The following is a 24,337-nucleotide window of genomic DNA, read 5'->3' as shown; positions in this document are numbered from 1 at the left end:
CGTGATCCGCCAGTAGCACCATTTGTGATGCAATTTATTTTGCATAAATGGTGACTCAAGGCATGCGGTGCATGCAGAGCAAAGGGGGTGGGTGGCACTCGGTTGGATAAAAGGTTGGTGGATAGGGGGCGGGCATGCGTGAGTGGCGAGCCCGACACAAAGAAAATGGCCACCTTTTCCAAGGTGGCCATTCACGTTGCCGATCGGCGCGCTGTTGGCCCAAAGGGTTGGTTGCGGAAGATCAGCCGGATATCAGGGTGGGCAGCCGGGCTTGCCAGATCTGGTGCCAGTGCTGCAGTTCGCTGCGCGGCATCGGGCGGGCGGTGAAGAAGCCCTGACAGATATCGCACCCCAGCTTGGCCAGCAGTTGCCAGGTCTGCACATCTTCTACCCCTTCGGCGACTGATTTCAGCCCCAGCTTGCGGGCCAGCTCGATGCTCGATTCGATGATGGCCAGACGGGAGGGGTCGGCATAGCAGCGATCGACAAACGAACGGTCAAGTTTGAGCTCGGTAAAAGGCAGCAGCGCCAGCTGCTGCATCGACGAGTATCCGGTGCCGAAGTCATCGATGGAGAGGCCAAAGCCGTGCATCCGCAGCCGGGTCAGCACCTCCAGTGCCTTGCCGATATCCTCGACAAACGAGCTTTCGGTCACCTCCAGGGTGATCAGCTCGGGGTTGACGCCCCAGCGCTGGCACTGGTTGATCAGGAAGTGGCAGAGGTCTCCCTCAATCAGCGAGGTGGTTGAGAGATTCATCGACAGATTGAGGGAGAGACCGGTCTGGCCCCACAGATGGCAATCCTGCAGCGACTTGTTGATGATGACATCGGTCAGCTGGTCGATAAGGCCGTTGTTTTCCGCCAGCGGGATAAACATGCCGGGGGAGATCAGCCCGTATTCCGGATGCTGCCAGCGGGCCAGCGCCTCCATCCCCACCCACTGGCCGGACGCAAAGCCGACCTTGGGTTGATACCAGGGCAGCAACTGATCGTTGTCGAGGGCGCGTTTGAGCTCGTCCACCGAGAGGACGAGGCCATCGTCCTTGCCCGAGGGGGCCGACTTGGGTGCCCAGGAGTCGATCAACTGGCGCAGCCGCTGCGGGCTGGAGGGTTTCTCGATGCGACCCAGCACATGGAGACCATAGGCCGCGCTCATGCGCAGCACGGCCTCCACCACGTCATCTTCCAGCGCGCTGGAGAGGATGATGCCGCCCCGAAAGCCACCCAGCGAGAGGCGGCGCAGCAGCGCCATGCCATCCATGCCGGGCATCCGCAGATCGCAGAACAGGATGTCGACAGTGTGGCTCTGGCACAGCGCCAGGGCTTCGATGCCGTCTGCGGCCTCCAGCAGTTGCTGATAACCGAGCGCCCGGATCTGGTGCATCAGGGTCTTGCGTTGAAAACCGTGATCCTCGACCACCATGATGACCAACTCGTCTGCCGTTCTACTCATCGAGCCACAATCCCATTTCACGTTCAATAATGTTCATCTGTTCTTCCACTCTCTGTGTCAGCAGCGCGAGCTCGCTCAACTGTTTGAGGCGGGCCGCCGATTCCAGTTGCGCCGCCTGCTCGGCCAGGGAGAGCTCCCCGACCATTCTGGCTGCCCCTTTGATGCGGTGGGCGATCTCCACCAGCTCCTGGCTATCATCGGAGGAGAGTGCGCTCATCATAGCGTGGCAATCTTTCCGGTTGGAGGCCAAATACTCCCTTGCCATGCTTTTGGCAACCCCTTCATCGCCAAACAGATCTTGCCAGCGACCGATCATGTCGAGATTGATGGCCTGTCGTGCGGGCACTCTCTCTGTGATCGTAGTCGCGGGCAACCACCGCAGCAGCATCTGGCGCAGTGACTCCAGCGAATAGGGTTTGCACAGCATGCCGTTCATGCCGGCTGCCGTCATATTGGCTGCCGCCTCCTCCGAGGTATCGGCGGTGACGCCGATGATGGGTGCCTGCTCCCCTTGTTCCCGCAGGCGGCGGGTCAGGGTGTAGCCATCCATGTGCGGCATGTGGCAGTCTGTGATCAGCAGGGCGAAATCCCGGGTTTGCCAGGCGTGCAATGCCTTCTCGCCATCTTCCACTACCTCGCACTCCACCCCCAGGATCGCCAGCTGACGGGTCAGCAGGGCGCGATTGACCAGATGGTCATCGGCGACCAGTACTCGCCCGCCCAGTTTTTCGATGCTGGCGGCATGGGTGGTCACGGCTCGCCCGGTGATCAGCTCGCGGCAGCTTTCGAGCAACAGATCCGGATAGAGGGGGGATTGGCCGAGGCGCCACCAGTTCTCCGAGCCCATGCGTCCCCGCAACGCTTCGCGGGGAGAGAGGATGACCCCCTTGAGAGTGCCGGACTGCAGCAAGGTGTGCCAATCGCTCCCCAGACTGGACTCCAGCGCGGCCTCTTCCGCCAACAGCAGGCCGTCGAGATCGGCGGTGAGCTGGTGGATCTCGAGGGGGCTCAACCGGGCGCCGAGTCGTGCCATGGTGGCCTGCAAGGCGGCATCGCTACCCAGCCACCACCATTCGCTGCCCGCCAGTGCGGGTGGTTCCCACAGGCCATTGAGCAGCGGGATGCTGAAGCGGAAACAGGCCCCTTCACCGAGCTGGCTCTTGACCGTCAGAGTGCCGCCCATCTTCTTCACCAGCTGATCACAGATGGCCAGGCCAAGACCGGTGCCACCAAAGCGGCGATTGATATCGGATTCCACCTGCTCGAACGGGGTAAAGAGCAGCGCTTGCTTCTCTTCGGCGATGCCGATGCCGGTATCCGTCACCGCGATAACCAGCTGCTGGTCCTGATAGCTGACCTGGAGCGAAATGGTGCCCTGCTCGGTGAACTTCACCGCGTTGTTGAGCAGATTGGAAATCACCTGGCCCACTCTGACCGGATCGATATCGGCCAGGTCGGGGAGTTGATCCTCCCACTGGAGCGTGACCTTCAGCCCCTTGCTGTAGGCCAGTGCGGCATGGCCGCGGATCACATCGCACACCACAGGTTGCAGACGGCAGGATTGGTGATTGAGGTGCAGCTGACCCGCCTCGATTTTAGAAAAGTCGAGGATATCGTTGACCAGATAGAGCAGGTGGTTGGCCGAGCTCTCCACATTGCGCAGCAGATAGCGCTGGTCATCATTGAGCTCACTCATGCGCAGCAGCTCCAGCATGCCGTGCATGCCCGAGATGGGGGTTCTCAGCTCATGGCTCATGGTGGCCAGAAAAAGGCTGCGAGCCTGCATCGCCTGCTCGGCCGCGGCGCGCGCCTTACGCAGCTCATGCTCCTGTTGCTTGATAGCGGTGATGTCCTGCACCACGCCATTGAGCAGGCGATCATGGCCCTGTTGCGCCACAAAGTTGCCGCGGATCTGGATATAGCGCTCCCCCTGAACAGAGGGCACCAGCACCTCCATATCGAGCGGCTCAAGGGTTCGCGCGTGTTGGGCCACCTCATCGGCAAAGGCGGCCAACGCCTCGTCGTTCAAGCCGAAGATCACGCCGCCAGACTCGGCTGCCATCAACTCTTGGTGGGTCATCCCGAGAATGTCGCTGGCTCCTTGGGACAGATAGAGGAATTTCCCCTTGCCGGCCCCTTGCCAGAGATATTGATAAACCAGACCCGGCATGCTGTCGGTGATGTCCCGCAGCCTGCCCTCCACTTCCCGCACCTTGTTTTCGGCGGCCTTGAGGGCACTGACATCGGTCAATACCGTCAGCACCCCCTGAATCTCGCCGTCTGCGCCGCGATAGGGCAACTTGACGTAGACCACGTGAAGGGGAACATCCCCCTCGCGCTGGGTATAACCCGATCCTTGGAAGATCTCGCCGGTTTCCCAGACCGCACGCTCCTCGCGCAGCATCTGTTGCCGCTCGTCCTCGGTCATATAGCCCCAGCGATCACCTTCTTCCCCATCACCGACAAACAGCTCGCGGTATGCCCGGTTGCTGAGGGTCAGGCGATGATCGCGATCCCGCAGCGCCACCATATTGGGTAGGGAGTCGAGCAGGGTCTGGACGAACACCAACTGTTCATTGAGCGTCTTCTCGGCCCGTTGTCGCTGCACGATCTCCCGTTTCAGAGTGCGGTTCCAGGCCCAGAACAGGGCAAACAGCAGAGTGGCAGCCGTGCCACCTATTACGAACCAGAGCAGCACTGTTTCGCTGTTGATGCCGGTCTGCACACTCATGGAGAGCCAGCGCCTCTCCACTTTATTGAGCTCCTCCGGCGGTATCGAATAGAGCACCTTGGTAAGGATCCGCTGCAGCATGGGATCTTTGCGCGTGGCCATGGCGACCGGCAGGCGCAAGTCTTTGCCGGCATAGACCACCTGATAGCGTTCGCTCACCCGCTTGTTGATGGATGGAAGGGTGACCATCACGTAGTCGGCATCGCCCGTGTCCAGCAGCTCCAGCAAGCGGTTGTCATTGTTGACCTCTACCGGATGGGCGCCGATGTGGGTCAGTAGATCTTTATCCAGCGAGCCATGCACCATGCCGACCCGTTTCCCTCGCAGCAGTGAGAGATCGGTGATATCGGTACTGCCTTTGGGGGCAATAACGACCCGATCGACAAACAGATAGCCGGGGGTGAACAGCGCAAACTGGCCGCGGTCGTGGTTGGGGGAGATGGCCGGAATAAAATCGATCTGCCGCAGCTTCAGCATATTCTGGGTTTCACCCCAGCTATTGGTGCGAACCAGAGAGAACTTCAGCCCGGAGACTTGCTGCATCAGCGCCATCAGGTCCGCCACATAACCGACCAGCCTGCCCCGGTAATTGAATTCGCTCATGGAGGTCCAGTCCGGAGAGACGCCGTAAGTCAGCTCAGGATGCTGGTTGAGCCACTCCTGCTCCTCAGGGGTAAACTGCACAGACTTCACCGCTCCTGAGTCCGCATGTTGGCTAGTCGTAGTGGCGGCCAGCATGTGACGACGATCTTCAACCGGTATCTCGTTGAATGCCTTGCTCACCAGGCTGACTAGTGCCGGGTCGCTCTTGTGCATATTGATGGAGAGAGACGTGCCGCTTACCCATTCCGGAGTGGCAATGGTGAAGCCAGCCTTGGGATGCTGATCTCTCACCATCACCAGTGACGGCATGTCGGCAAGATAGGCGTCAGCCATGCGCTTTTTGAGCATAAAGGCTGCTTCACTGCGACTCTCTGCCTCGGTCACACGGAGAAATCCCAGTTTTTTCAATTCACTGCAAGCATTGACTCCTGTGACACAGACCCAGTGCAAACCATGGGCATCCTGTCGTGACAACTTCGTTTTGCCATTGTTGAGCAGCACGCCGCGCGGCATGGAGAGCAAAAACGGGAGGGAGACAATATTGGATCGCCATTGTTCGCTTGGCTGGTCGTTCACCAGTATGTCGATTGCTCCGTGGTCAAGTCCGGTCAGCGCATCCACGTAGGAGGGGTAAACCTTGTAGCGCAGGGTCAACCCGAGCGTTCTGGCAATCTGCTGCGCAATGTCGGGGACTGGGCCGGTAAAGCGTTGATCTGCATCCTTATAGCTGTATGGAGGATCGCCCATCATCGGCATGCCGATGACCAGTTCCCGATGTGATGACAGCCAGGCGCGCTCAGACAGATCAAACTCGTCTTCATTCAGACTGGTAATGGCGTGCGCCGCTACGCCCCAGAGCAGTAGCAGGAGAAACAGGAATAGACGATCAGATTGGCGGAGCATCAGAAGGAATCCAACAGAATTGGGCGCATATTGTAAGTGCATTAAAATGCAGCGGCCAACATCAATTTACTCAATATTGGGCCACAACATGCCGATGTGCGGCTGTGAGTCCGGCTAGTATCGGGATGGCAACCTGATGATAAAGCCTGCGCGGTGATGCGCCTGATTTTTTGTCAAAGGCCAGTTCAAGGGGGATATTGGAAAAAAATCCAACCAGTTTGATATTGGTAAACAACATGGACATGGACAAATAAAAAGGGCCACCTCTTGCGAGGTGGCCCTTTCCAAACGTTTGGTGGAGCTGGGGGGATTTGAACCCCCGTCCAAAATTACTACATCCTTGGCACTACATGCTTAGTCACTCTTTACATTCGCCAACCCGCTGCGGAGAGACACGCCACGAATTGACTAGCTCGATTGGTTTTAATGCTTCCGCCCCGAGCAGGACTTCCACACGATCCTGTGAAGGATGACCTTCCGATTCCCTAGGACACAGGCAAGCTAGGGTAGAAGGGCTCTATGCAGGTTATTAAGCTGCTAGTGCGTAGTTTTCGTCGTTTGCGACTATTTTTTTGCGGTTTATTAACGAGGCCTACCGCACCTCGGCATGCACCTTGGGTTTCGTGAATCTTGTCGAATCCAGAATCAGCCCCAAGTTGTTAATTGCGATTGTACGCAAAAATGCTGTCATAGCAAGGCGTTGATACCCATTCCCTCTGGCAACCAGTCTGTTTGCCGATTTATTGTACGCAGCTGAGCTTGAAGGGCCAGCTGCGCCGGGGGAAGGTGAACCGGCGTCCTGATCCTGCCAGTCGCAGGTTAGCCGCGATGCTTGTTCTTCATGATGCGGGCTTTTTCCCGATCCCATTCGCGGGCCTTGGTATCTTCGCGCTTGTCGTGCTCTTTCTTGCCCTTAACCAGGCCGATCTCGACCTTGACCCAGCACTGTTTCCAGTAGAGGGCGAGGGGAACTATGGTGTAGCCCTGACGGGCGATCAGGCTTTCGAGCTTGTCGAGTTCACGACGGCTCAGCAGCAGTTTGCGGGTGCGGGTCGGGTCACATACCACATGGCTGGAGGCCGCTTGCAGTGGCAGGAAGCTGGAGCCGAACAGATAGGCCTCGCCATCGCGGAAGATGACATAGGCTTCGCTGATGTTGGCCTTGCCCGCCCGCAGGGATTTGACTTCCCACCCTTGCAGGGACAGACCCGCTTCGATCTTCTCTTCGATGAAGTATTCGTGGCGCGCGGTTCTGTTGAGTGCAATGGTGCTGGACCCGGCTTTGTTTTTACTGTTTTTTTTGCTCATGACGGGCGATTTCCGGCAATGACTAGGAGGCTCGTATTATACGTAGGCAGGGGCGGCTGTAAAACGCGCAGCAGGTCAAGTGGTGGCTTTCTGAGCGGTTTGGCTGAGGTTTTACCTCCACAACCCCAAACATGGTGATAAAATCGCGCCGATTGGATGAGGAAAAGCCATGCCCCGAATTACGCGCAGTGCCCTGGTGATGTTCAGTGCAGAACAGATGTTCAAGTTGGTTAACGATGTGGATGCCTATCCGCAGTTTTTGCCCGGCTGTGTCGGCAGCCGTGTCCACGAGGCTGGCGATGACTACATGATGGCGTCGGTCGATGTGGCCAAGGCGGGGATTGCCAAGACCTTTACTACCCGCAATCAGCTGGATGTGAACCGCCAGATCAGGATGGAGCTGGTGGATGGCCCGTTCCGCAAGCTGGCGGGCTGGTGGACCTTTACTCCGCTTGATGTGGATGCCTGCAAGGTGGAGTTTGATCTCGATTTCGAGTTTACCTCCAAGCTTATCGAGGTGGCCTTTGGTCAGGTATTCCGCGATCTGGTGAGCTCCATGGTCTCCGCCTTCTCCAACCGGGCGAAGGAGGTATACGGTGTCTGACCAGCTCAACATCGAGGTTGTCTATGCCTTGCCGCAGCAGCAGACGGTGATTGCCCTGCGGGTGGCGCCCGAGACCTGCGTGCTGGCGGCCATCGAGCAGTCCGGCATCGTACAAAAACACCCCGAGATCGATCTGGCGGTCAACAAGTTCGGTATCTACAGCCGCCCGGTGAAAGGGAGCGAGCCACTGCACGACGGCGATCGTATCGAGATCTACCGCCCGCTCATCGCCGATCCCCGCGAGATGCGCAAAAAGCGCGCCGAGAAGGCCAAAGAGGAGGGGAGAGCCGATAGCGTGACCGGTGGTCGCCCCGATGTGCATCGCAAGCACCGCGAGTAGCGCTCAGGTTTTTCTTGCAGAAAAAAGGCGCCGAGGCGCCTTTTTTTGATCCCGTTAGCCGGTGAGCTTGCCGAGGGGATATCAAGAGAGGGCTGCTTCTGCCACACCCAGTCGTGCACGGGCCCAGGCGGCCAGTAGCTCTACCCCGCTTTGCATCACCCGCTCATCGAAATCGAATTCGTTGTGATGGTGCGGCGCCGCCAGATCGGCCCCCAGGATGAGGTAAGCCGCTTCGCCCCCCTGTTTTTGCACCCGCTCCATCAGAAAACCGGCATCTTCGCTGGCGCCAAAGCGGCGAGTCTGGATAGTGGCGAGCCCCTGCTTGCGGGCCAGCGCCGCCAGCTCGGCTTGCAGGGCCGGGCTGTTGTCGAGGGCAATGGCCTCACCCTGCTTGATGATGCGATAGGTGACACCGTGGGCGAGGGCTGTCCCTTCGACGATGCGCTGTACCTGACTGAACATGTAGTCGTTGAGCATGCTATCGGCGCCGCGGGTTTCACCGCGCAGCTCTGCATGATCGGGGATGACGTTGCGGCCGCTGCCAGCGTGAAGCTGGCCGATGTTGATGCGGGTCATGCCGTCGCGGTGGCGGGGAATGCCGAGCATGGCGGTGGTGGCCATGCAGGCGGCTGCCAGTGCATTGCTGCCGGCATTGGGTTCGAGCCCGGCGTGGGCGGCGGTGCCCATAAAGTGGACGTCGAACTTGGTGGAGCAGAGAAACTCGGTGGGGTTGATCACCAGCTCGCCGCTGCCAGCGTGAATACCGATATGGAGCGAGAGCAGGGCATCCACGTCATCGAGTGCCCCCCCGGCGGCCAGCGCCTTGCCACCGCGGCACCCCTCTTCGGCGGGCTGGAAGAAGAGCTTGATGCGGCCGCACAGCTGCTCCTTCATCGCCATCAGGCTGCTGGCCAGCCCCATGCCGATGGCGGTGTGGCCATCGTGGGCGCAGGCGTGCATCCACCCCTTGTTGTGGGAGGCAAAACCCTCCTGCTGCGGCTGGTGCTGTTCGGCATCGGACTCTTCCACCTCCACCGCGTCGATATCGAAGCGAAAGGCCAGGGTCGGGCCGGGACGGCCGGTATCCAGCTCCCCCATCAGCCCGGTGACATCGCCGATCCGCTCCAGCCAGTCGGGATGGGCTCCCTGACGGCGGGCACGAGCCTTCTCGGCCGCCACATCCACATCACGCCCCATCATCAGATTGCTGGCCAGCAGTTTGTCGCCGAGCACAATGCGATAACCGAGCTCGCTCAGGTGGTGGGCAATCAGGCTGGTGGTGCGAAACTCTTTCCAGGCGGCTTCCGGCAGGCGGTGCAGGTCGCGGCGCCACAGGATCAGGTGCTCAAGGGTCATCTTGGCTTCCTTGGTGATTCGATTTGTCGGCTATTGTGCCTTTTTTCCCGGCTGACCACACGGGGGCTGCAGCTGGTCGGGGGAGCTGTGAGTGCAAGTGGTGGCTGTTCGGGCCGTGAATAGTGGTGAGCGTCCATAAAAAACGCCTCCACAAGGGAGGCGTTGTCGATAGCTGGTTATCAGGCCGCGTGATGGTAAGCGGAGGCTTCAAACAGCTTCTTGTTGGCCACCAGATCTATGGGGTCAAAATCATCGACGTTGATGGTGCGCAGGCGACTTACCTCGGCGCGGCGCAGCAGCTCGGCTTCGCTCTGGGTCAGTACGCCAGCGGCCAGGCCGATGTCGGCCACCTTGTCCAGCGCCATGAAGGGACGCTTGATACCATCGCTCTTGCAGACTTTCTCGAACAGCGGCTCGGCGGCCAGCACGTCATCGAGCGCCTGCTCCAGCAGACCGAAGGGGTTGCCCTCTTCGCGGGTCAGATATTGCCCCTTGGCCAGGCGGCTGCGGGTCTCGCTCGGGGTTTGCAGCAGACGGGCAACCTGTTGGTCCAGCTTGTCGCACGGACGGTTCAGGTCACGACCCAGCGGCAGCACCACGGCGCGCAGGGCAAGCCCAATCCAGCGGTTCGGGAAGTTGCGCAGCAGCTCGTCGATCGCCTCTTGTGCCTTGAACATGGCATCTTGCAGTGCCCAGTGCAGCAGCGGCAGGTCGGCCTGCTGGCGTCCCTCATCCTGATAGCGCTTGAGGGCGCTGGAGGCCAGATAGAGCTGGCTCAGCACGTCGCCAAGACGGGCGGAGACCCGCTCCTTGCGTTTGAGCTCGCCACCCAGAGTGCCCATCGCCATGTCTGACAGGAACGCCAGGTTGGCCGAGAGGCGGGAGAGCTGCTGGTAGTAGCCCTTGGTCTGATCCTTGTACGGTGCCGCGGCAAAGCGGGCGCCGGTGATACCGAGCCAGAAGCTGCGTACCAGGTTGCTGATGGCAAAGCCGACGTGGCTGAATACCGCCTTGTCGAAATCTTTCAGCGCCTGCTCCTTGTCGGGATGGCTGGCGGCCAGCATCTCCGGCAGTACATACGGGTGGCAGCGGATAGCGCCCTGACCATAGATGATCATGCTGCGGGTCAGGATATTGGCCCCTTCCACCGTAACGGCGATGGGCGCACCCTGATAGCCACGGGCCAGATAGTTGTTGGGGCCCATGCAGATGGCCTTGCCGCCGTGGATATCCATGGCATCGATGATGCACTTCTGGGCACGGTCGGTGAGGTGGTATTTGACGATGGCGGAGATGACCGAGGGCTTCTCGCCAAGGTCGATACCGGTCACGGTCAGGTTGGCTGCGGCGCCCATGATGTAGGCGTTGCCACCGATGCGGGCCAGCGGCTCTTCAATCCCTTCCATCTTGCCGATGGGCAGCTTGAACTGGCGACGGATGCGGCTATATGCGCCGCTCGCCAGGGCCAGCATCTTGACGCCACCGGTACTGTTGGAGGGCAAGGTGATGCCGCGACCGACCGACAGACACTCGACCAGCATACGCCAGCCCTGACCGGCCATGGCCGGGCCACCGATGATGAAATCGAGCGGGACGAACACATCCTTGCCCTGGGTCGGGCCGTTCTGGAACGGCACGTTGAGCGGGAAGTGGCGACGGCCAATGCCGACCCCCTTGATGTGAGTGGGAATGAGGGCGCAGGTGATGCCGAGCTCTTCCTCTTCACCCAGCAGGTGCTCGGGGTCACGCAGTTTGAAGGCCAGACCCAGCACGGTAGCAATGGGGGCGAGCGTGATGTAGCGCTTGTTCCAGGTGAGGCGCATACCGAGCACCTCCTTTCCTTCCCACTCGCCCTTGCAGACGATACCGAAGTCGGGGATGGAACCTGCGTCAGAGCCCGCTTCCGGGCTGGTCAGGGCGAAGCAGGGGATCTCTTTACCCACCGCCAGGCGGGGCAGGTAGTAATCTTTCTGCTCGTCAGTGCCATAGTGTTGCAGCAGTTCGCCCGGGCCCAGTGAGTTGGGCACGCCGACGGTGGAGGCGAGCACGGCGCTGGCGCCGCACAGTTTTTGCAGGACGCAGGACTGGGCGTAGGCCGAGAACTCCAGACCGCCATATTTCTTCTTGATGATCATGGCGAAGAACTTGTTGTCCTTCAGGTATTGCCACACCTCGGGGGAGAGATCCGCGCGCTCGTGGGTCACTTCCCAGTCGCTCACCATGCGGCACACTTCCTCGACCGGGCCATCCATAAAGGCCTGCTCTTCGGCAGAGAGGGTGCTGACCGGGATGGCGTGCAGCTTTTTCCAGTCCGGGTTGCCCGCGAACAGATCGGCTTCCCACCAGGTGGTGCCCGCTTCGATAGCCTCTTTCTCGGTGCGGGACATCTCCGGCATGATCGATTTGTAGATCTTGAACAGCGGCTTGGTTATTTGATTGCGGCGAAATTCCACCAGATTGAGCGGGATGGCGATCACCGCGAACAGCGCCCATACCAGCAAGGGCACATGACCATAGATGGTGCCAAGCACCAGGGCGGCGCCGGTGACCAGGGTGGAGATGAACAGGGATGCCCGGCGATAGGCCAGGGCTCCGATAACCAGGATCACCCCGAGCAGAGTGAGGGTCGTCGTCATTGCTTGCTCCTTGCGTGGTTAGGTTGCCAACGTGGCGTAACTGATCCAGAGGTCTGACCTGTTGGATATGGCCCCTGTTGTAATTCATACGCACAAAGTTATCAAGCTGTTTACATCTTCATTACCTTCTCTCTGTGATCCCCATAACGCTCACGCGCCGCCAGCGCTGTGGCTAGTAGGGGGGCGACTGTGCGATTCGCTTGTGCGAGAATAGCCGCGATCTACACGCACACTAAAAACAGTGGAAGAGACATCATGTACCAAGAATTGATCCGCAATGAACTGACCGAAGCTGCCAGCGTGCTGCAGGCCTTCCTGGCTGATGAGCAGAACCTGAAAAACATCGAAGCGGCCGCCAAACTGCTGGCTGACTCTTTCAAGGAAGAGGGCAAGGTGCTCTCTTGTGGCAACGGTGGCTCCCACTGTGACGCCATGCACTTCGCCGAAGAGCTGACCGGTCGTTACCGCGAGAACCGCCCGGGTTATGCCGGTATCGCCATCTCCGATCCGAGCCACCTCTCCTGCGTCTCCAACGACTTTGGCTATGACTATGTCTTCTCCCGCTACGTAGAGGCGGTTGGCCGTCGTGGCGACGTGCTGCTTGGCATCTCCACCAGCGGCAACTCCGGCAATATCCTGAAAGCCATCGAGGCTGCCCGCGCCAAAGGGATGAAAGTGATCGCCCTGACCGGCAAGGATGGCGGCAAGATGGCGGGTCTGGCGGATGTCGAGATCCGCGTGCCGCACTTTGGCTATGCCGACCGTATTCAGGAAGTGCACATCAAGGTGATCCACATCCTGATCCAGCTGGTCGAAAAAGAGATGGCCAAGTAATCAGGCCATCGTCACCAGACAAGGGCAACGCCGGTAACATGGTTCGCCATCGGCCGGTTGTTGCCAGTCACAGGGGAAGGGATTGCGCCTTCCCCTGCTGTCTGTCGAACCAGCGTGCTGGTCGAACATGACACAAGCCAAATCATGAAAGGAGTCTGCCGGATATGTGCGAACTGCTCGGCATGAGTGCCAATGTGCCGACCGATATCTGCTTCAGCTTTACCGGGTTGATGCTGCGCGGCGGCAAGACAGGGCCTCACAAGGATGGCTGGGGGATCACCTTCTACGAGGGGAAGGGCTTTCGCACCTTCAAGGATCCCGAGCCCAGTGCCCAATCTCCCATCGCCAGACTGGTACAGGCGCTGCCCATCAAGAGCTGCGCCGTGGTCAGCCACATTCGGCAGGCCAACCGTGGCTGCGTGTCGCTAGAAAATACCCACCCCTTTACCCGTGAGCTGTGGGGCCGTTACTGGACCTTCGCCCACAACGGTCAGCTCACCGGCTACAAGAAGCTGCCAACCGGCCGCCACCGGCCGGTGGGGGATACCGACAGCGAGCACGCCTTCTGCTGGCTGCTCGATCGGCTGGAGCAAAAATATCCCAAGCGTCCGGCCAACTTTCCCGCCATGTTTCGCTATCTCGCCACCTTGTGTGACGAGCTCAGAGCGTTCGGGGTATTCAACATGCTGCTCTCGGACGGGGAGTATGTGATGAGCTACTGCAGCAACAACCTGCACTGGCTGACCCGCTGTGCGCCCTTTGGCGAGGCTAGTTTGCTGGATGAGGAGGTGGTGATCGACTTTCAAAGGGAGACCACCCCCAACGATGTGGTCACCTTGATCACTACCCGTCCGCTGACCGGCAATGAGAATTGGGTCAAAATGGCGCCCGGCGAATTCAATCTGTTTCGCATGGGGGAGCGGGTGGCGACCAATCAGGTTGCGCTTGAGCAAGATAAAAAAATACCAGGGTAGATACCTACCCTGGTTCTTCGCAGCAGCCATAAAAGGCAAAAGGGATGAGAGGTGTTGCTGAGCATCATCACTCTGACGGCATTGAGTGTTGATCGATTGTTAATTTATTGCAATTGGGTTGTTGTCTTGCCGGGCGTTTCAGCATCGCTATTTCGATACTGATCACATTTTTTGCCACTTTATTCCCTGAGCCATCCAATTGGGTGCTTCATCACTGCCTGGCCGTGAGCCACGACATCGAAAACTATCTATAGTATGGTCTGTTTGAATACCGTTCAGGAGGAGCCTCGCATGGAGTGGGTGGATCGCAAGGTGTTGCAGCAGCTGGCAGAGGATATCGGTCCGGATATGCTGCCCGTGGTCATCGCAGTCTTTATTGAAGAGGTGGGCGAGCAGCTGAGTCAGCTCAGACCCCTCTATGAACAGGGAGAGTGGGAGGCGCTGGCTCGGGTGGCGCATAGCATGAAATCATCCTGTGGCAGCTATGGCGCCATGCCGAGTTATCAGCAGGTGATGGCACTTGAGATGGCCAGCAAGCAGGCCGATGTGGCCGAGGCAGAGCGCCAGTTGCAACTGCTGGAGGCCTCCTTGCCTCAGGTGCTCGCGTTTCTTGCCGATTATCAGTAACGGCGCCATGCAGGGGGGCCGGGGCGCCGTGACCGTTGCCTAACGCTGGTTGAGCAGTTGCTGGATGATCCGGTCCAGCGCCAGTTTCAGCTTCAATCGATCGTGCCGATGGGGCAGCTCAAGCTCGCCCAGCTCGGCTTCGATCACACGCCCTTGCCAGTCCCCCGCATCACTCGCGCCCTGTGGGGCCAGGATGGCATCCAGCCGACCCTGACCGACCCGGGACTCCAGCCAGCGACACTGACTCATCAGATCCAGCTGGCTGGCAGGGCCGTTTTCTGCCACCAGATTGCAGACGAAAACCAGCATGGCGCTGCTCTCGTTGATGGCCTGGGCGATCTCGGCCAGCAGCAGTGGCGGCATGATGGAGGTGAGAAAACTGCCCGGCCCCAGAATGATCATGTCCGCCTGCTGCAATGCCAGCACCGCTTCCCGGGTCGCTTGCACCTCCGGCATCAGGCCGAGGGATAGGGGCGGTGTTGCCAGTTGATCGATGGATACCTCTCCCAGGATCTGGGTGCCACACTCCATATGGGCGCAGAGATCGGTGGGAAATTCAGACATGGGTAGCAATTGTGACTCGATTTTGAGCATGTCACTGATCAGCTTGATAGCATCAAGAGGACGGACACAGAGATTATCGAGCGCCAGCAGCATCAGGTTGCCAAGGTTGTGGCCCGCCAGCTCGCCTTTGCCGGCGAAGCGGTACTCGAACAACAGGCTGCCGATGCTGGGATCGGTCACCAGCTGGTTCAGGCAGTTGCGCAGATCGCCCCAGGCGATGCACTCCTGACTCTTGCGCAGGCGTCCGGTCGAGCCACCATCATCTGTGGTGGCGACGATGCCGGTGAGCCGTTGACCGAGAAACGAGAGGGACGAAAGCACTCGTCCCATGCCATGGCCACCACCGATGGCAACGACCCGATCGAAGTCATTGATGTTTTTTTGCCACATATGGGCGTCCTGTTATTGGTCTCAGTTGACCGCTATGTTAGCAAGCGAAGCGAGATAATTGTTTGATAAAGGTATGATTTTTGCTTGAGGCTGCCATTCGATAAAACAAGGAGATGGTGTTGAAATATCTGACCGTTCACTCCCTCGCCCAGAATTCATCGCTGGCGGCCCAAGATATCTGCGCGCAGCTGCGCCACCATGCCGATCAGGCCCCCTCCCTGCTGTTACTCTATTTTACCCAAGCCCATGACGGGGCGATACTGCACGACGCGCTCAAACACCAGTTCCCGACGACCCGCCTGCTTGGGTGCAGCTCTTGCGGTGGTGTCATGACCGAGATGGGACACCACGCCCGAGACGGATATGGGCTGGCCGTTGCTGCCCTGTACGATGAGAAAGGGGCATTCGGGGTAGCCGGTGCCAGCGGTGACGGGGTGGATGTGCGACAGTTGCTGCGCCGAGCCATGAGCGATTGTGGTCGACCGGGCGAGCTGCCCCAGTTGATCCTGTTTCACGCCAGTCCCGGCAAGGAAGAGGGGCTGCTGGCCGGTATCGAGGCAGAACTCGGTGCCTCGGTGCCGGTGGTCGGTGGATCCGCGGCTGATAGCAGTGTCAGCGGTGACTGGCAGCTCTGCTGGGATGAGGCGGTGGCTCAGGATGGCATCGGTCTGGCGGTGCTCTATCCCGATTGCCAGCTGGCTTTTCAGTTTCACTCCGGTTATGTGCCTGCCGAATTCAGCGGCGAGATCACCGCCTGCAACGGGCGGGAGGTACTCACCATCGATCACCAGCCTGCTGCCGAGGTCTATGCCCGCTGGTGCGGGCGCGAGCAGCCCTGGCCGGTGGGGGCGATTTTGCGGGAGACCACGCTCACCCCGCTGGCTCGTCAGGTGGGAGCGCTGGATGGCATTCCTTACTACAAACTCTCCCACCCCGAAGCGGTGACTGAACAGGGCGGGCTGCGGCTCTTTACCGATGTGGTGCAAGGGGAGCGTCTGTTGTTGATGTACAGCAGTCAGGAAGGGTTGTTGCAGCGCAGCCTCAATGCCATGCGCATCGAGCCAGGGTATGGGGTCGATGTGGAATTGCAGCCTATCGGCGCTCTCATCATCTTTTGTGCTGGTTGCCGTTTGGCGCTAGGTGATATGTTGTGCCAATTTGTCGAGCAGAGCCAGGCTCGCCTCGGCAAGATCCCCTTTATCACCCCCTTTACCTTCGGCGAGCAGGGGCGGCTGCCCAATGGCGAGCTGGCCCACGGCAACCTGATGGTATCGAGCGTGATTTTCCTGACCCGTTGAGTCGGCAGAACATAACAGAGCAGGCAACAAGATGATTGGCAACAGTGAACTGGAAGCCCTCGGCGACAAATTGCAGACCACGCTGGTCGACCTTATGCGTTGCCGCGAGCGCGAGGCCAAGTATCGTCACGAGTCCCAGACCCTGCTGGGCGGGGTTGCCACCCTCGCCGATGCCAAGACGCTGGAGCAGGTGCTGGAGAGCCTTATCCAGGTGCTCAAACCCTTTATCGGCTTTGAACACGCGGATGTAGTGGCCTGGGAAGGGGAGCAGGGGAGTACCCACCTCAGTACCGAGCCGATGCTATCAGCCCGCAGCTGGCGTATGACCCCGGCATTTGCCCGCGCCATCTCGGGTGAAACCCTGGTGATTTACGATCCCGCCCAGCTCCCTGAGCTGGCGCCGCTGGCGAGCGAGCCGGGCTGGGCCAGCGTGATGCTGACCGGGCTGCAGGCCCCCGGTTTTACCGCCACCCTCATCTGCCGCCACGCTCGGGCGGGCACCTTCGATCTCACCAGCAAGGCCGCCATGGAGCGTTGTCGTCCGCTTATCGCCCAGGCTCTGGTCAACATCACCTATCGGGCCCGCTTGCAGGAGCAGGTCGCGGTAAAAACCGAGGCGTTACAGGCCAGCGAACGCCGTTTTCGCAGCTTCGCCGCCATGGCCTCTGACTGGTTCTGGGAGACAGATGCCGAGCATCGCCTCAGTTATGCCTCAGAGCCGGGTTATCTGGATGAGATGACCCCGCAGGCGACCCGGCCGACCCTCTATGACTACGTCTGCAACAAGCAGAGCTGCGATGCCCAGAAATACCTGCAGCTTTTGGCGCTGCGCCAGCCGGTGCGAGGGGTGCGGATGCAGGTTGCGCTGCAACACGGCCCCTGCTGGATGGAGGTGAGCGCTGAGCCCTGCTTTGACCATGATGGCCTGTTTATCGGTTATCGCGGCACTGCCCGGGATATCAGCAACCAGATCCGCCGGGAAGAGGAGCTGGCGAGGGCACGGGATGAGGCCGAAGCGGCCAACCGTGCCAAGTCCCAGTTTCTCGCCATGATGACCCACGAGATCCGCTCGCCCATGAATGCGGTGTTGGGGATGCTCGATCTGGTGCAGCATGCCGAGCTGGCGCCGGAGCAACAGAGCCTGCTGCGCCATGCCACCCACTCGGCCAGGTTGCTGCAAACCATCATCGACGACGTGCTCGATTTTTCGAAAATCGAGTCGCAAACCCTGGTGTTTCACTGCGAGACCCTGCAACCCGTCCAGCTTTGCCAATCCCTGGTCGAGCCGCTGCAAACCCGTGCCACCGCCAAGGGGATCGCGCTGGTTTATCGGGTCGATGAGTCTGTGCCCCGGGAGTTGCAGGGGGATCCGATGCGTTTGTCACAGGTGATGGGCAATCTGCTGGACAACGCCCTCAAATTTACCGAGCAGGGGCAGGTGACACTGCACCTGGGTTGGCAGGATGAGAAGCTGCTGATCTCGGTCTCCGACACCGGGATCGGGATCGCTGATGCGGATCAGGCGCTGCTGTTTGAACCCTTCTCCCAGGTCGACAACTCGGCCACCCGGCGTTTTTCCGGTACCGGCCTCGGTCTTGCCATCAGCAAGCGTCTGGTGACGCTTATGGGGGGAGAGATCCACCTCAAGAGCGAGCCGGGCAAGGGAAGCTGTTTCTGGTTCGAACTGCCCGGCATGGCGCTACCCTGCCATAGCCAGCCGCAGCGGGAGGAGGGGGCTTCGGCACTGCTGCCACTGGATGTGCTGGTGGTGGAGGACAGCCCGGTGAACCAGTTGGTGGTGTCGCTGATGCTGCAGAAACTGGTGGGCAAGGTACGGCTGGCAGCCAATGGTCTGGAGGCGCTGGCGCAGGTGGATGAGCAGCTCCCGGATCTGATCCTGATGGATATGCGGATGCCCCTGATGGACGGACTGGAAGCCACCCGGCGCTTGCGTGAGTTGGGATGCACCATGCCTATCGTCGCCCTGACAGCCAATGCGATGGCGGAGGATAAGGCCTGCTGTCTGGCGCAGGGGATGGATGACTTTCTCGCCAAGCCTATCACCTTGTCACGGTTGAGAGAGTGTTTGCAGCGTCACTTTGGTCAGCGGTTGCCGACGCGCGGATAAAAAAAATGGTCAACTTTGTGGGTTGACCAGTTCTTCAGCAAATACTGAAGAGAGCACGGGATAAATCGGGTTGTATCAATCTATATGAAAAATCTGTGCCAACTTTTATGGGACTCTTTTGTGTTCAATTTTGGCCGTTTAGCGCAGCGGCTCTCTCTTGTTATGGCGTTTTGCGTTCCTACTTACTCGCAAAATGCGAATTTCACATTTTCATTGTTGGAATAATTGCATTTTGCAACGCTGTTTTTGTCATTGTGAAATCAGGCGATGCAGGAATTTACGGGCTGCTTCGCTGTTTTGTTTGGCAATCAGCATCTGCTTTTCATAAATTGGCATCGGCAATATCTCGAGCCAGCGTTGGCAGAGCCAGGCGGCATCTTCAAAGCGCTTGTCCGGATAGAGCTCATCAAGCTCCGGATACTGCTCGAACACTTCCCTCAGGCGATTGACCAGCAGCTTGTCGTTGAAATCTGAGTGGGTGCTCGGCCAGTTGGGCAGCATCTCCACCTTGGCCCGGCGCAGGCCCATCTCGTCTGTTTCCATCTCGTGGATGCAGAAGCGCTCCAGTCCCAGCACCGTCACTCCCAGCAGGCCATCATTAAGGCTGTAGAAGTCAGTCACCTTGACCCGGGTGCCCACCGGCAGAATGCGGCCGGATTGTCCCGAGGTGGTCGACTCTTCCATCACGATGCCAAAGCCCTGATCGTTGATGAATGACTCCTTGAGCATCTGCAGGTGGCGTGGCTCGAACAGACGCAGAGGAAGCTTGCCGCCCGGCAGTATGTGGGAAGGCAAGGGGAACAGTGCCAAAGGTTGTAGTTTCATGTTCCATCCTCCATTGAGTAGTTGCTGAATATGACAATGCAGCGACTGTGCCAGAGAATGAAAAAAGCCACCGGAGGGTGGCTTTTCGGGCGGTTGAGGGCGCTTAGTTGCGCTGCTCCAGATACATGACAGCCGCTTCCACGCGGCTTTGCGCCTCGAGTTTCTTCAGCAGGCTCTTCACGTGAACCTTGACCGTTCCCTCGGAGATATGGAGTACCGAGGCGACCTGTTTGTTGGAGAGGCCTTTTGCAATTTCGCGCAGGATTTGCATTTCGCGACGCGTTAAGCTTTCCAGCTTCTGCTGCAGGTGATCCAGCTCGTAGATGTTTTCGAGATAGGGGCGTAGCGGTTCGCTCAGGATCTGCTTACCGGTCATCACGTCGGCCAGCTGGGCCAGCAGCAGATCAGGCTCGGTATCCTTGAGCAGGTAGCCATCGGCACCCGCCTTGAGCAGGGCCACCACATCTTGACGGGCATCGGAGACGGTGAGGATCACTACCCGGGAGGTGATCTCTTCGGCCCGCAGCGCTTTGAGGGTATCGAGGCCGGAGAGCCCCTTCATGTTGAGGTCGAGCAGGATCAGATCCGGCTCTGATTCTTTGGCCAGCGCCACGGCATCTGTGCCGTTGGAGGCTTCACCGGTCACCTCCATGTTCTCTTCCAGAGCCAGCAACTGCACAATCCCTTTGCGCATGAGGGGATGGTCATCTACGACCAGAACTGTGTATTTCATCTCGTCCATCAGGCGTCTCTCGCTAGACTGGTGGGAAAGGTCAGATGCACGCAGGTGCCTTGTGGTTGCTGCTCGTTGATGGTCAGCAGACCGTGCAGTTTGCTGGCGCGCTCGTTCATGATGCTCAAACCGTAATGGTTGATCGCCGAGCTGGCGAGTCCGATCCCGACACCGTCATCTGAAATCTGAACCTCAATGTTACCACTGGCGAGGGTCTCACAGCTAACATCAATCACTTGCGCGTTGGCATGTTTGATGGCATTGAGCACTGCCTCACGGATCAGCTGCAAAATGTGGATATGCTGGCCCGCCTCCAGGTCGTTGTCGGCCAGTCCGTAATGGAACCGGATTTCGGCCTGGGTTTGGGGTTGCAGCTGATCGAGCATGACGCGGATCGCTTCCCCCAGATTGGCATCGCCAATGGTGAGACGGAAGGTACCGAGCAGTTCGCGCAACTGGGTATAGGCATTGCTAAGCCCCTCGTCGATCTGCTGCATCGCCTCCTGCGCCTTGTCATGTTGCCCCTTGGCGTAAGAGCGCTTGAGCAGGGTGGACTGGATCTTGAGATAGGAGAGGGCCTGCGCCAGCGAGTCGTGCAGCTCCCGGGCGATCACCGCCCGCTCCTCCATCAGCAGCAGTCGCTGCTGCTGCAGCAGGGTCTGGTCTTTGTGCAGCACTTGAGCCAGCAGCATGGTGAAGTTTTTAATCAACCGCTCATCGATGGGGTGTTGGCTGATGATGTCGAGGCGACCGAACTCCTGCTCATCCATCTGCAGATAAAAGCTGGCGACCGCATCGAGATCGCCGGGCCAGCCGGTGCGCCCCGAGATATAGACCGGCATGGCATTGTGCTCGAAGCGGGTCAGCCGGATATGGTCGATATGCTGGTGGGCGGCGGCGCGGTCCAGCAGTTTGATGAGGGTACGTGTGCTGAGCGGGGCGGCGTGCAGCTTCTGGGCGGTCGAGTAGAGAAACGAGAGCGTGTCGTTGGCCTGTTGCAGCTTGGCGGTTTTCTCTTCCACCTTGTTTTCCAGCTCCCGATAGAGTTTGCCCAGCTCGTCTGCCATGGTGACGAAGGCGCGCGACAGCTCCCCCAGCTCGTTTTCGCCGTGGGCGGGCAGCTTAAGATCGAAATCCTGCCGCTGGATCTGGCGGGCACAGTAGACCAGCTGGTTGAGGGGGGCGACCACCTGCTGACGGGTGAAGCGCACCGTGAACCAGGCGATGGTGATGATGGCCAGCAGGCCGAGCCCCTCCGCAAGCGCCAGCATCCTCACCTTGAATTCCACGTGGTACTGCATCTGATTGACGAAATTGTCGATGGCCGCCACAAACTGCTCGGTATTATCGGTGTACCGTCTGGGGGTGCGATCCTCGATGTGCTGGCGCATCACCAGCCACTGGCCGAGCACTTCGCCATAGGTGCGACGCAGGGAGGCAGGAGTGATCCAGCGCTGGGTCTCCTGCAGCTCTTCGGCGTGCAGGGTCTCTTCAAACTGGGAGAGGCGCCCCAGCACGCTGTCGCCCCGCTCGATTTCGTAGGCCATCCGGTAGGCTTGCATCCGCAGCGAACCGGAGAGGTTGATCGCCTTGGCATCGGGTACCGAGTAGAAGAGGGTGACCATGGCGACCAGCGCGATCAGGCTGGCCATAAAGAGGATCAACACCATGGCGCGACCAATGGCACTGCTGACCGAATGGACCCTGAACCGTTTTCCCATACTGATGCGCACCTCTGAATAGTGATAAGGACCCCGCAAGATGCGTGGGAGTGTACTCCAACTTGTGTTAGCATCGAAAAACTAGATGAACTCCGAGCGGTTTTGCCTAAGTCCTAGCGATAGGGGGAAACCAGCCGTCAGCCGACGTTCGAGCTGTAAGGGTCAGGAAAGAAATGCCCTGGCCTCCCGTATTTGGAAAGGTGTTTATGTTGCCACTTGAAGATGGTTTTTCCCGTCGTTTTTACTATTTGCGTCTGTCAGTGACCGATGTGTGCAATTTCCGTTGCACCTATTGCTTGCCTGACGGCTATCGCCCCCCGGAAGGTCACAAAGCGGGGCGTCAACCCTTTCTCTCGATTGACGAGATCCGCCGCGTGGTCAGCGGTTTTGCCGCCATGGGCACCCGCAAGGTGCGCATCACGGGGGGCGAGCCCTCCCTGCGCCGCGATTTCACCGAGATCGTCAAGGTGATTGCCACCACCCCGGGTATCGAGAAGGTCGCCATGACCACCAACGGCTATCGCCTCAAGGAGCGGGCTCAAGAGTGGTTTGATGCCGGACTCAACGCGCTGAATGTCAGTGTCGACAGTCTCGACCCGCGCCAGTTTCACCAGATCACCGGTGAGAACAAGCTGGCCGAAGTGATGGAGGGGATCGAAGCAGCACTGGCCGCCGGTTTCAAATCGGTGAAGATCAATGCGGTGCTGCTCAAGGGGCTCAACGACTACCAACTTGATGCCTTTCTGGGCTGGATCAGGTACAAGCCCATCGAGCTGCGCTTTATCGAGCTGATGCAGACCGGCGAGATGGATACCCTGTTCCGTGACCACCATGTCAGCGGCGAACAGATCAAACAGCGCTTGCTGGAGAGCGGCTGGGTGCAGCAGTTGCGGGGCACGGATGACGGTCCGGCGCAGGTCTTTATGCACCCCGATTCGCAAGGTGGGGTGGGGCTCATCATGCCCTACAGCAAGGATTTCTGTGCCGGTTGCAACCGGCTGCGGGTCTCCTCGCTGGGGAAGCTGCATCTGTGCCTGTTTGGCGACAACGGCATCGACCTGCGGGATCTGCTCGGCGCAGATGGGCAATCTGATGAGCTGCAACAGCGCATTCGCGCGGCACTGGCGGGCAAGAGTGCCACCCATCGTCTCCATGAGGGCAATACCGGTATCACCCCTCATCTCGCCTCGATCGGCGGATAACCGCAAAAAATCGCCAACGATTAAATAGCAATCCTCACATGGAGGTATTTTAACCGATACCTCCATTTTTATTGCGCTGCAAGGCTTTGATCTGGCGCAAAAGTCCCCCCTGTTTATCTCCCTGGTGGTATATCCCTTACCTTGTCAGGGCCGCAATATACACCCACTCTTATAATTGGTATCAAGAATGCCAATCATGGACTCGCACTGTCCCCTTTTTCACCAGAACAGGAGTCAACATGCCGGATGAGATCGATCTTGCCCGCCGCGGCCTGTTCCGGGGGCGGCTGAGAACTGCCGAACCGCCGGTGCAGTTGCCCTGGTCAGTCAACTGGTCGGCATTTGTCGCCGACTGCACCCGCTGCGGGGACTGTTTGGCTGCCTGTCCGGAGCAGATCCTGGTGAATGGCGAGGGTGGTTTTCCGGTGGTCGATTTCCAGCGTGGCGAATGCACCTTCTGCACCGAGTGCGTCATGGTCTGCAAGGCGCCGCTGTTTCGCCCGACCAGCGAGTCCCCCTGGCACTACAAGGCCCATATCGAGGCCAACTGTCTGGCCAATGGTCAGGTGTTCTGCCAGCGCTGTCAGGACAGCTGCGAGCCCAATGCCATTCGTTTTATTCCGGTGCTGGGGCGTGTGCCCACCCCGACGGTCGAGCCGGATCGCTGTAATGGCTGCGGCGCCTGCGTGCAGGATTGTCCGGTTGGCAGCATCAAGGTCGACGGGCGAGCCGCCCCATCCGGTGGTACGAGCCAGCCCTCCCTCAAGCAGGAGTCAGAATGAGTCAGAAGCCGTGTGACACAGAAGCCACTATGGATCAGGAGTTCCATGTATCGAGTCTGGTGGTGCTGACCCAGCCCGCATTGCGCCATCAGCTCGCCGAGCAGATTGGCGCCCTTGAAGGGGCCGAGATCCATGCCGTCAGTGACGAGGGCAAGCTGGTCGTGACCCTGGAAGGTCCGAGCCAGCGGCCGATCATGGCGGCCATTGATGCGATACAGGCGATGCCGGGTGTGCTCTCTGCCGCCCTGATTTACCACCAGTTCGATGAACTGGGCGGTCACTGAAAAGAGTGATGGGATGCCGGGCGTGCCCTCTGCCGCTGATG

General features: G+C 59.3%; 19 protein-coding genes, 1 other RNA gene and 1 riboswitch. Of the genes, 10 read left to right on the top strand and 10 right to left on the bottom strand.

Annotation, left to right across the window (positions count from 1 at the left end; all coding sequences use genetic code 11):
- Positions 1–241 precede the first annotated feature (241 nt).
- From I6L46_RS10305 to smpB, 4 genes are all read right to left on the bottom strand, one after another.
- Positions 242–1,453: an EAL domain-containing protein gene (locus I6L46_RS10305; protein ID WP_005353540.1), complete on the bottom strand. Its 1,212-nt coding sequence runs from the start codon at positions 1,451–1,453 to the stop codon at positions 242–244.
- Positions 1,446–5,690, bottom strand: a complete 4,245-nt coding sequence (locus tag I6L46_RS10300) for a transporter substrate-binding domain-containing protein (protein ID WP_216975343.1) — start codon at positions 5,688–5,690, stop codon at positions 1,446–1,448. Before I6L46_RS10300 ends, I6L46_RS10305 begins: the two co-directional genes overlap by 8 nt.
- A 293-nt stretch (positions 5,691–5,983) precedes the next feature.
- Positions 5,984–6,343: a transfer-messenger RNA gene (gene ssrA, locus I6L46_RS10295) on the bottom strand.
- 166 nt (positions 6,344–6,509) lie between these two features.
- On the bottom strand, positions 6,510–6,998 hold the full coding sequence (gene smpB / locus I6L46_RS10290) for an SsrA-binding protein SmpB (RefSeq protein ID WP_005334498.1): 489 nt from the start codon (positions 6,996–6,998) through the stop codon (positions 6,510–6,512).
- 169 nt (positions 6,999–7,167) lie between these two features.
- Between smpB and I6L46_RS10285 the strand changes: the two genes are divergently transcribed.
- On the top strand, positions 7,168–7,602 hold the full coding sequence (locus tag I6L46_RS10285) for an SRPBCC family protein (RefSeq protein WP_005334496.1): 435 nt from the start codon (positions 7,168–7,170) through the stop codon (positions 7,600–7,602).
- Positions 7,595–7,942, top strand: a complete 348-nt coding sequence (locus I6L46_RS10280) for an RnfH family protein (protein WP_005353535.1) — start codon at positions 7,595–7,597, stop codon at positions 7,940–7,942. The genes I6L46_RS10285 and I6L46_RS10280 overlap by 8 nt, the downstream gene beginning before the upstream one ends.
- An 81-nt stretch (positions 7,943–8,023) precedes the next feature.
- Here the strand turns inward: I6L46_RS10280 and I6L46_RS10275 are convergent, their stop codons facing one another.
- Both I6L46_RS10275 and fadE read right to left on the bottom strand, forming a co-directional pair.
- A complete protein-coding gene (locus I6L46_RS10275) occupies positions 8,024–9,298 on the bottom strand; it encodes an amidohydrolase (RefSeq protein WP_216975341.1) in 1,275 nt (424 codons plus the stop codon).
- 179 nt (positions 9,299–9,477) lie between these two features.
- Positions 9,478–11,934 (bottom strand): acyl-CoA dehydrogenase FadE, encoded by a 2,457-nt coding sequence (gene fadE, locus I6L46_RS10270; protein ID WP_216975339.1) that lies wholly within the window; start codon positions 11,932–11,934, stop codon positions 9,478–9,480.
- Positions 11,935–12,189: 255 nt separating this feature from the next.
- On the opposite strand from fadE, the gene lpcA reads away from it, so the two are divergent.
- The 3 genes from lpcA (at position 12,190) to I6L46_RS10255 (ending at position 14,369) form a co-directional block, all read left to right on the top strand.
- On the top strand, positions 12,190–12,768 hold the full coding sequence (gene lpcA, locus I6L46_RS10265) for a D-sedoheptulose 7-phosphate isomerase (RefSeq protein WP_005334485.1): 579 nt from the start codon (positions 12,190–12,192) through the stop codon (positions 12,766–12,768).
- Between the two features lie 164 nt (positions 12,769–12,932).
- Positions 12,933–13,742 carry a class II glutamine amidotransferase gene (locus I6L46_RS10260; protein ID WP_005353514.1) on the top strand — a complete coding sequence of 270 codons (810 nt, stop codon included), beginning with the start codon at positions 12,933–12,935 and terminating at the stop codon, positions 13,740–13,742.
- Between the two features lie 291 nt (positions 13,743–14,033).
- The gene (locus I6L46_RS10255) at positions 14,034–14,369 is read left to right on the top strand and encodes an Hpt domain-containing protein (protein WP_005353511.1); all 336 of its coding nucleotides are present in this window, start codon (positions 14,034–14,036) and stop codon (positions 14,367–14,369) included.
- A 39-nt stretch (positions 14,370–14,408) separates the two neighbouring features.
- Here I6L46_RS10255 and yvcK read toward each other — a convergent pair whose 3' ends face one another.
- Entirely contained in the window at positions 14,409–15,323 is a 915-nt protein-coding gene (yvcK, locus tag I6L46_RS10250) for a uridine diphosphate-N-acetylglucosamine-binding protein YvcK (RefSeq protein WP_040065206.1), read from the bottom strand.
- Positions 15,324–15,436: 113 nt separating this feature from the next.
- Between yvcK and I6L46_RS10245 the strand changes: the two genes are divergently transcribed.
- Both I6L46_RS10245 and I6L46_RS10240 read left to right on the top strand, forming a co-directional pair.
- Positions 15,437–16,621 (top strand): FIST signal transduction protein, encoded by a 1,185-nt coding sequence (locus I6L46_RS10245; RefSeq protein ID WP_216975337.1) that lies wholly within the window; start codon positions 15,437–15,439, stop codon positions 16,619–16,621.
- Positions 16,622–16,652: 31 nt separating this feature from the next.
- Complete coding sequence (locus tag I6L46_RS10240; RefSeq protein WP_216975335.1) at positions 16,653–18,749, top strand: ATP-binding protein; 2,097 nt, start codon at positions 16,653–16,655, stop codon at positions 18,747–18,749.
- 249 nt (positions 18,750–18,998) lie between these two features.
- Here the strand turns inward: I6L46_RS10240 and I6L46_RS10235 are convergent, their stop codons facing one another.
- From I6L46_RS10235 to narQ, 3 genes are all read right to left on the bottom strand, one after another.
- Positions 18,999–19,574, bottom strand: coding sequence for an LON peptidase substrate-binding domain-containing protein (locus tag I6L46_RS10235; protein WP_201937094.1), 576 nt, complete (start codon positions 19,572–19,574; stop codon positions 18,999–19,001).
- A gap of 103 nt (positions 19,575–19,677) precedes the next feature.
- The gene (gene narL, locus I6L46_RS10230) at positions 19,678–20,316 is read right to left on the bottom strand and encodes a two-component system response regulator NarL (RefSeq protein ID WP_005334471.1); all 639 of its coding nucleotides are present in this window, start codon (positions 20,314–20,316) and stop codon (positions 19,678–19,680) included.
- Entirely contained in the window at positions 20,316–22,028 is a 1,713-nt protein-coding gene (narQ, locus tag I6L46_RS10225) for a nitrate/nitrite two-component system sensor histidine kinase NarQ (RefSeq protein ID WP_139473427.1), read from the bottom strand. The genes narL and narQ overlap by 1 nt, the downstream gene beginning before the upstream one ends.
- 78 nt (positions 22,029–22,106) lie before the next feature.
- Positions 22,107–22,247: riboswitch (molybdenum cofactor riboswitch) on the top strand.
- On the opposite strand from narQ, the gene moaA reads away from it, so the two are divergent.
- The 3 genes from moaA (at position 22,235) to I6L46_RS10210 (ending at position 24,296) form a co-directional block, all read left to right on the top strand.
- Positions 22,235–23,230 (top strand): GTP 3',8-cyclase MoaA, encoded by a 996-nt coding sequence (gene moaA / locus I6L46_RS10220; protein WP_157162249.1) that lies wholly within the window; start codon positions 22,235–22,237, stop codon positions 23,228–23,230. (Overlaps the previous riboswitch by 13 nt.)
- Before the next feature lie 239 nt (positions 23,231–23,469).
- On the top strand, positions 23,470–24,012 hold the full coding sequence (gene napF / locus I6L46_RS10215) for a ferredoxin-type protein NapF (protein ID WP_216975333.1): 543 nt from the start codon (positions 23,470–23,472) through the stop codon (positions 24,010–24,012).
- A gap of 29 nt (positions 24,013–24,041) precedes the next feature.
- A complete protein-coding gene (locus I6L46_RS10210) occupies positions 24,042–24,296 on the top strand; it encodes a chaperone NapD (protein ID WP_216978040.1) in 255 nt (84 codons plus the stop codon).
- Positions 24,297–24,337: the final 41 nt, after the last annotated feature.

The sequence above is a fragment of the Aeromonas sp. FDAARGOS 1416 genome (assembly GCF_019048085.1).
GTDB classification, from domain to species: domain Bacteria; phylum Pseudomonadota; class Gammaproteobacteria; order Enterobacterales; family Aeromonadaceae; genus Aeromonas; species Aeromonas veronii.
Note: the sequence above shows the minus strand (reverse complement) of the source record. Positions and strands in the feature narration are given on the sequence as shown.

Coding starts and splice junctions, on each gene's coding strand:
- I6L46_RS10305 (WP_005353540.1), bottom strand. CDS start 1,453: ATGAGTAGAACGGCAGACGAGTTGGTCATCATGGTGGTCGAGGATCAC.
- I6L46_RS10300 (WP_216975343.1), bottom strand. CDS start 5,690: ATGCTCCGCCAATCTGATCGTCTATTCCTGTTTCTCCTGCTACTGCTC.
- smpB (WP_005334498.1), bottom strand. CDS start 6,998: ATGAGCAAAAAAAACAGTAAAAACAAAGCCGGGTCCAGCACCATTGCA.
- I6L46_RS10285 (WP_005334496.1), top strand. CDS start 7,168: ATGCCCCGAATTACGCGCAGTGCCCTGGTGATGTTCAGTGCAGAACAG.
- I6L46_RS10275 (WP_216975341.1), bottom strand. CDS start 9,298: ATGACCCTTGAGCACCTGATCCTGTGGCGCCGCGACCTGCACCGCCTG.
- fadE (WP_216975339.1), bottom strand. CDS start 11,934: ATGACGACGACCCTCACTCTGCTCGGGGTGATCCTGGTTATCGGAGCC.
- lpcA (WP_005334485.1), top strand. CDS start 12,190: ATGTACCAAGAATTGATCCGCAATGAACTGACCGAAGCTGCCAGCGTG.
- I6L46_RS10260 (WP_005353514.1), top strand. CDS start 12,933: ATGTGCGAACTGCTCGGCATGAGTGCCAATGTGCCGACCGATATCTGC.
- I6L46_RS10255 (WP_005353511.1), top strand. CDS start 14,034: ATGGAGTGGGTGGATCGCAAGGTGTTGCAGCAGCTGGCAGAGGATATC.
- yvcK (WP_040065206.1), bottom strand. CDS start 15,323: ATGTGGCAAAAAAACATCAATGACTTCGATCGGGTCGTTGCCATCGGT.
- I6L46_RS10245 (WP_216975337.1), top strand. CDS start 15,437: ATGGTGTTGAAATATCTGACCGTTCACTCCCTCGCCCAGAATTCATCG.
- I6L46_RS10240 (WP_216975335.1), top strand. CDS start 16,653: ATGATTGGCAACAGTGAACTGGAAGCCCTCGGCGACAAATTGCAGACC.
- I6L46_RS10235 (WP_201937094.1), bottom strand. CDS start 19,574: ATGAAACTACAACCTTTGGCACTGTTCCCCTTGCCTTCCCACATACTG.
- narL (WP_005334471.1), bottom strand. CDS start 20,316: ATGGACGAGATGAAATACACAGTTCTGGTCGTAGATGACCATCCCCTC.
- narQ (WP_139473427.1), bottom strand. CDS start 22,028: ATGGGAAAACGGTTCAGGGTCCATTCGGTCAGCAGTGCCATTGGTCGC.
- moaA (WP_157162249.1), top strand. CDS start 22,235: ATGTTGCCACTTGAAGATGGTTTTTCCCGTCGTTTTTACTATTTGCGT.
- napF (WP_216975333.1), top strand. CDS start 23,470: ATGCCGGATGAGATCGATCTTGCCCGCCGCGGCCTGTTCCGGGGGCGG.
- I6L46_RS10210 (WP_216978040.1), top strand. CDS start 24,042: ATGGATCAGGAGTTCCATGTATCGAGTCTGGTGGTGCTGACCCAGCCC.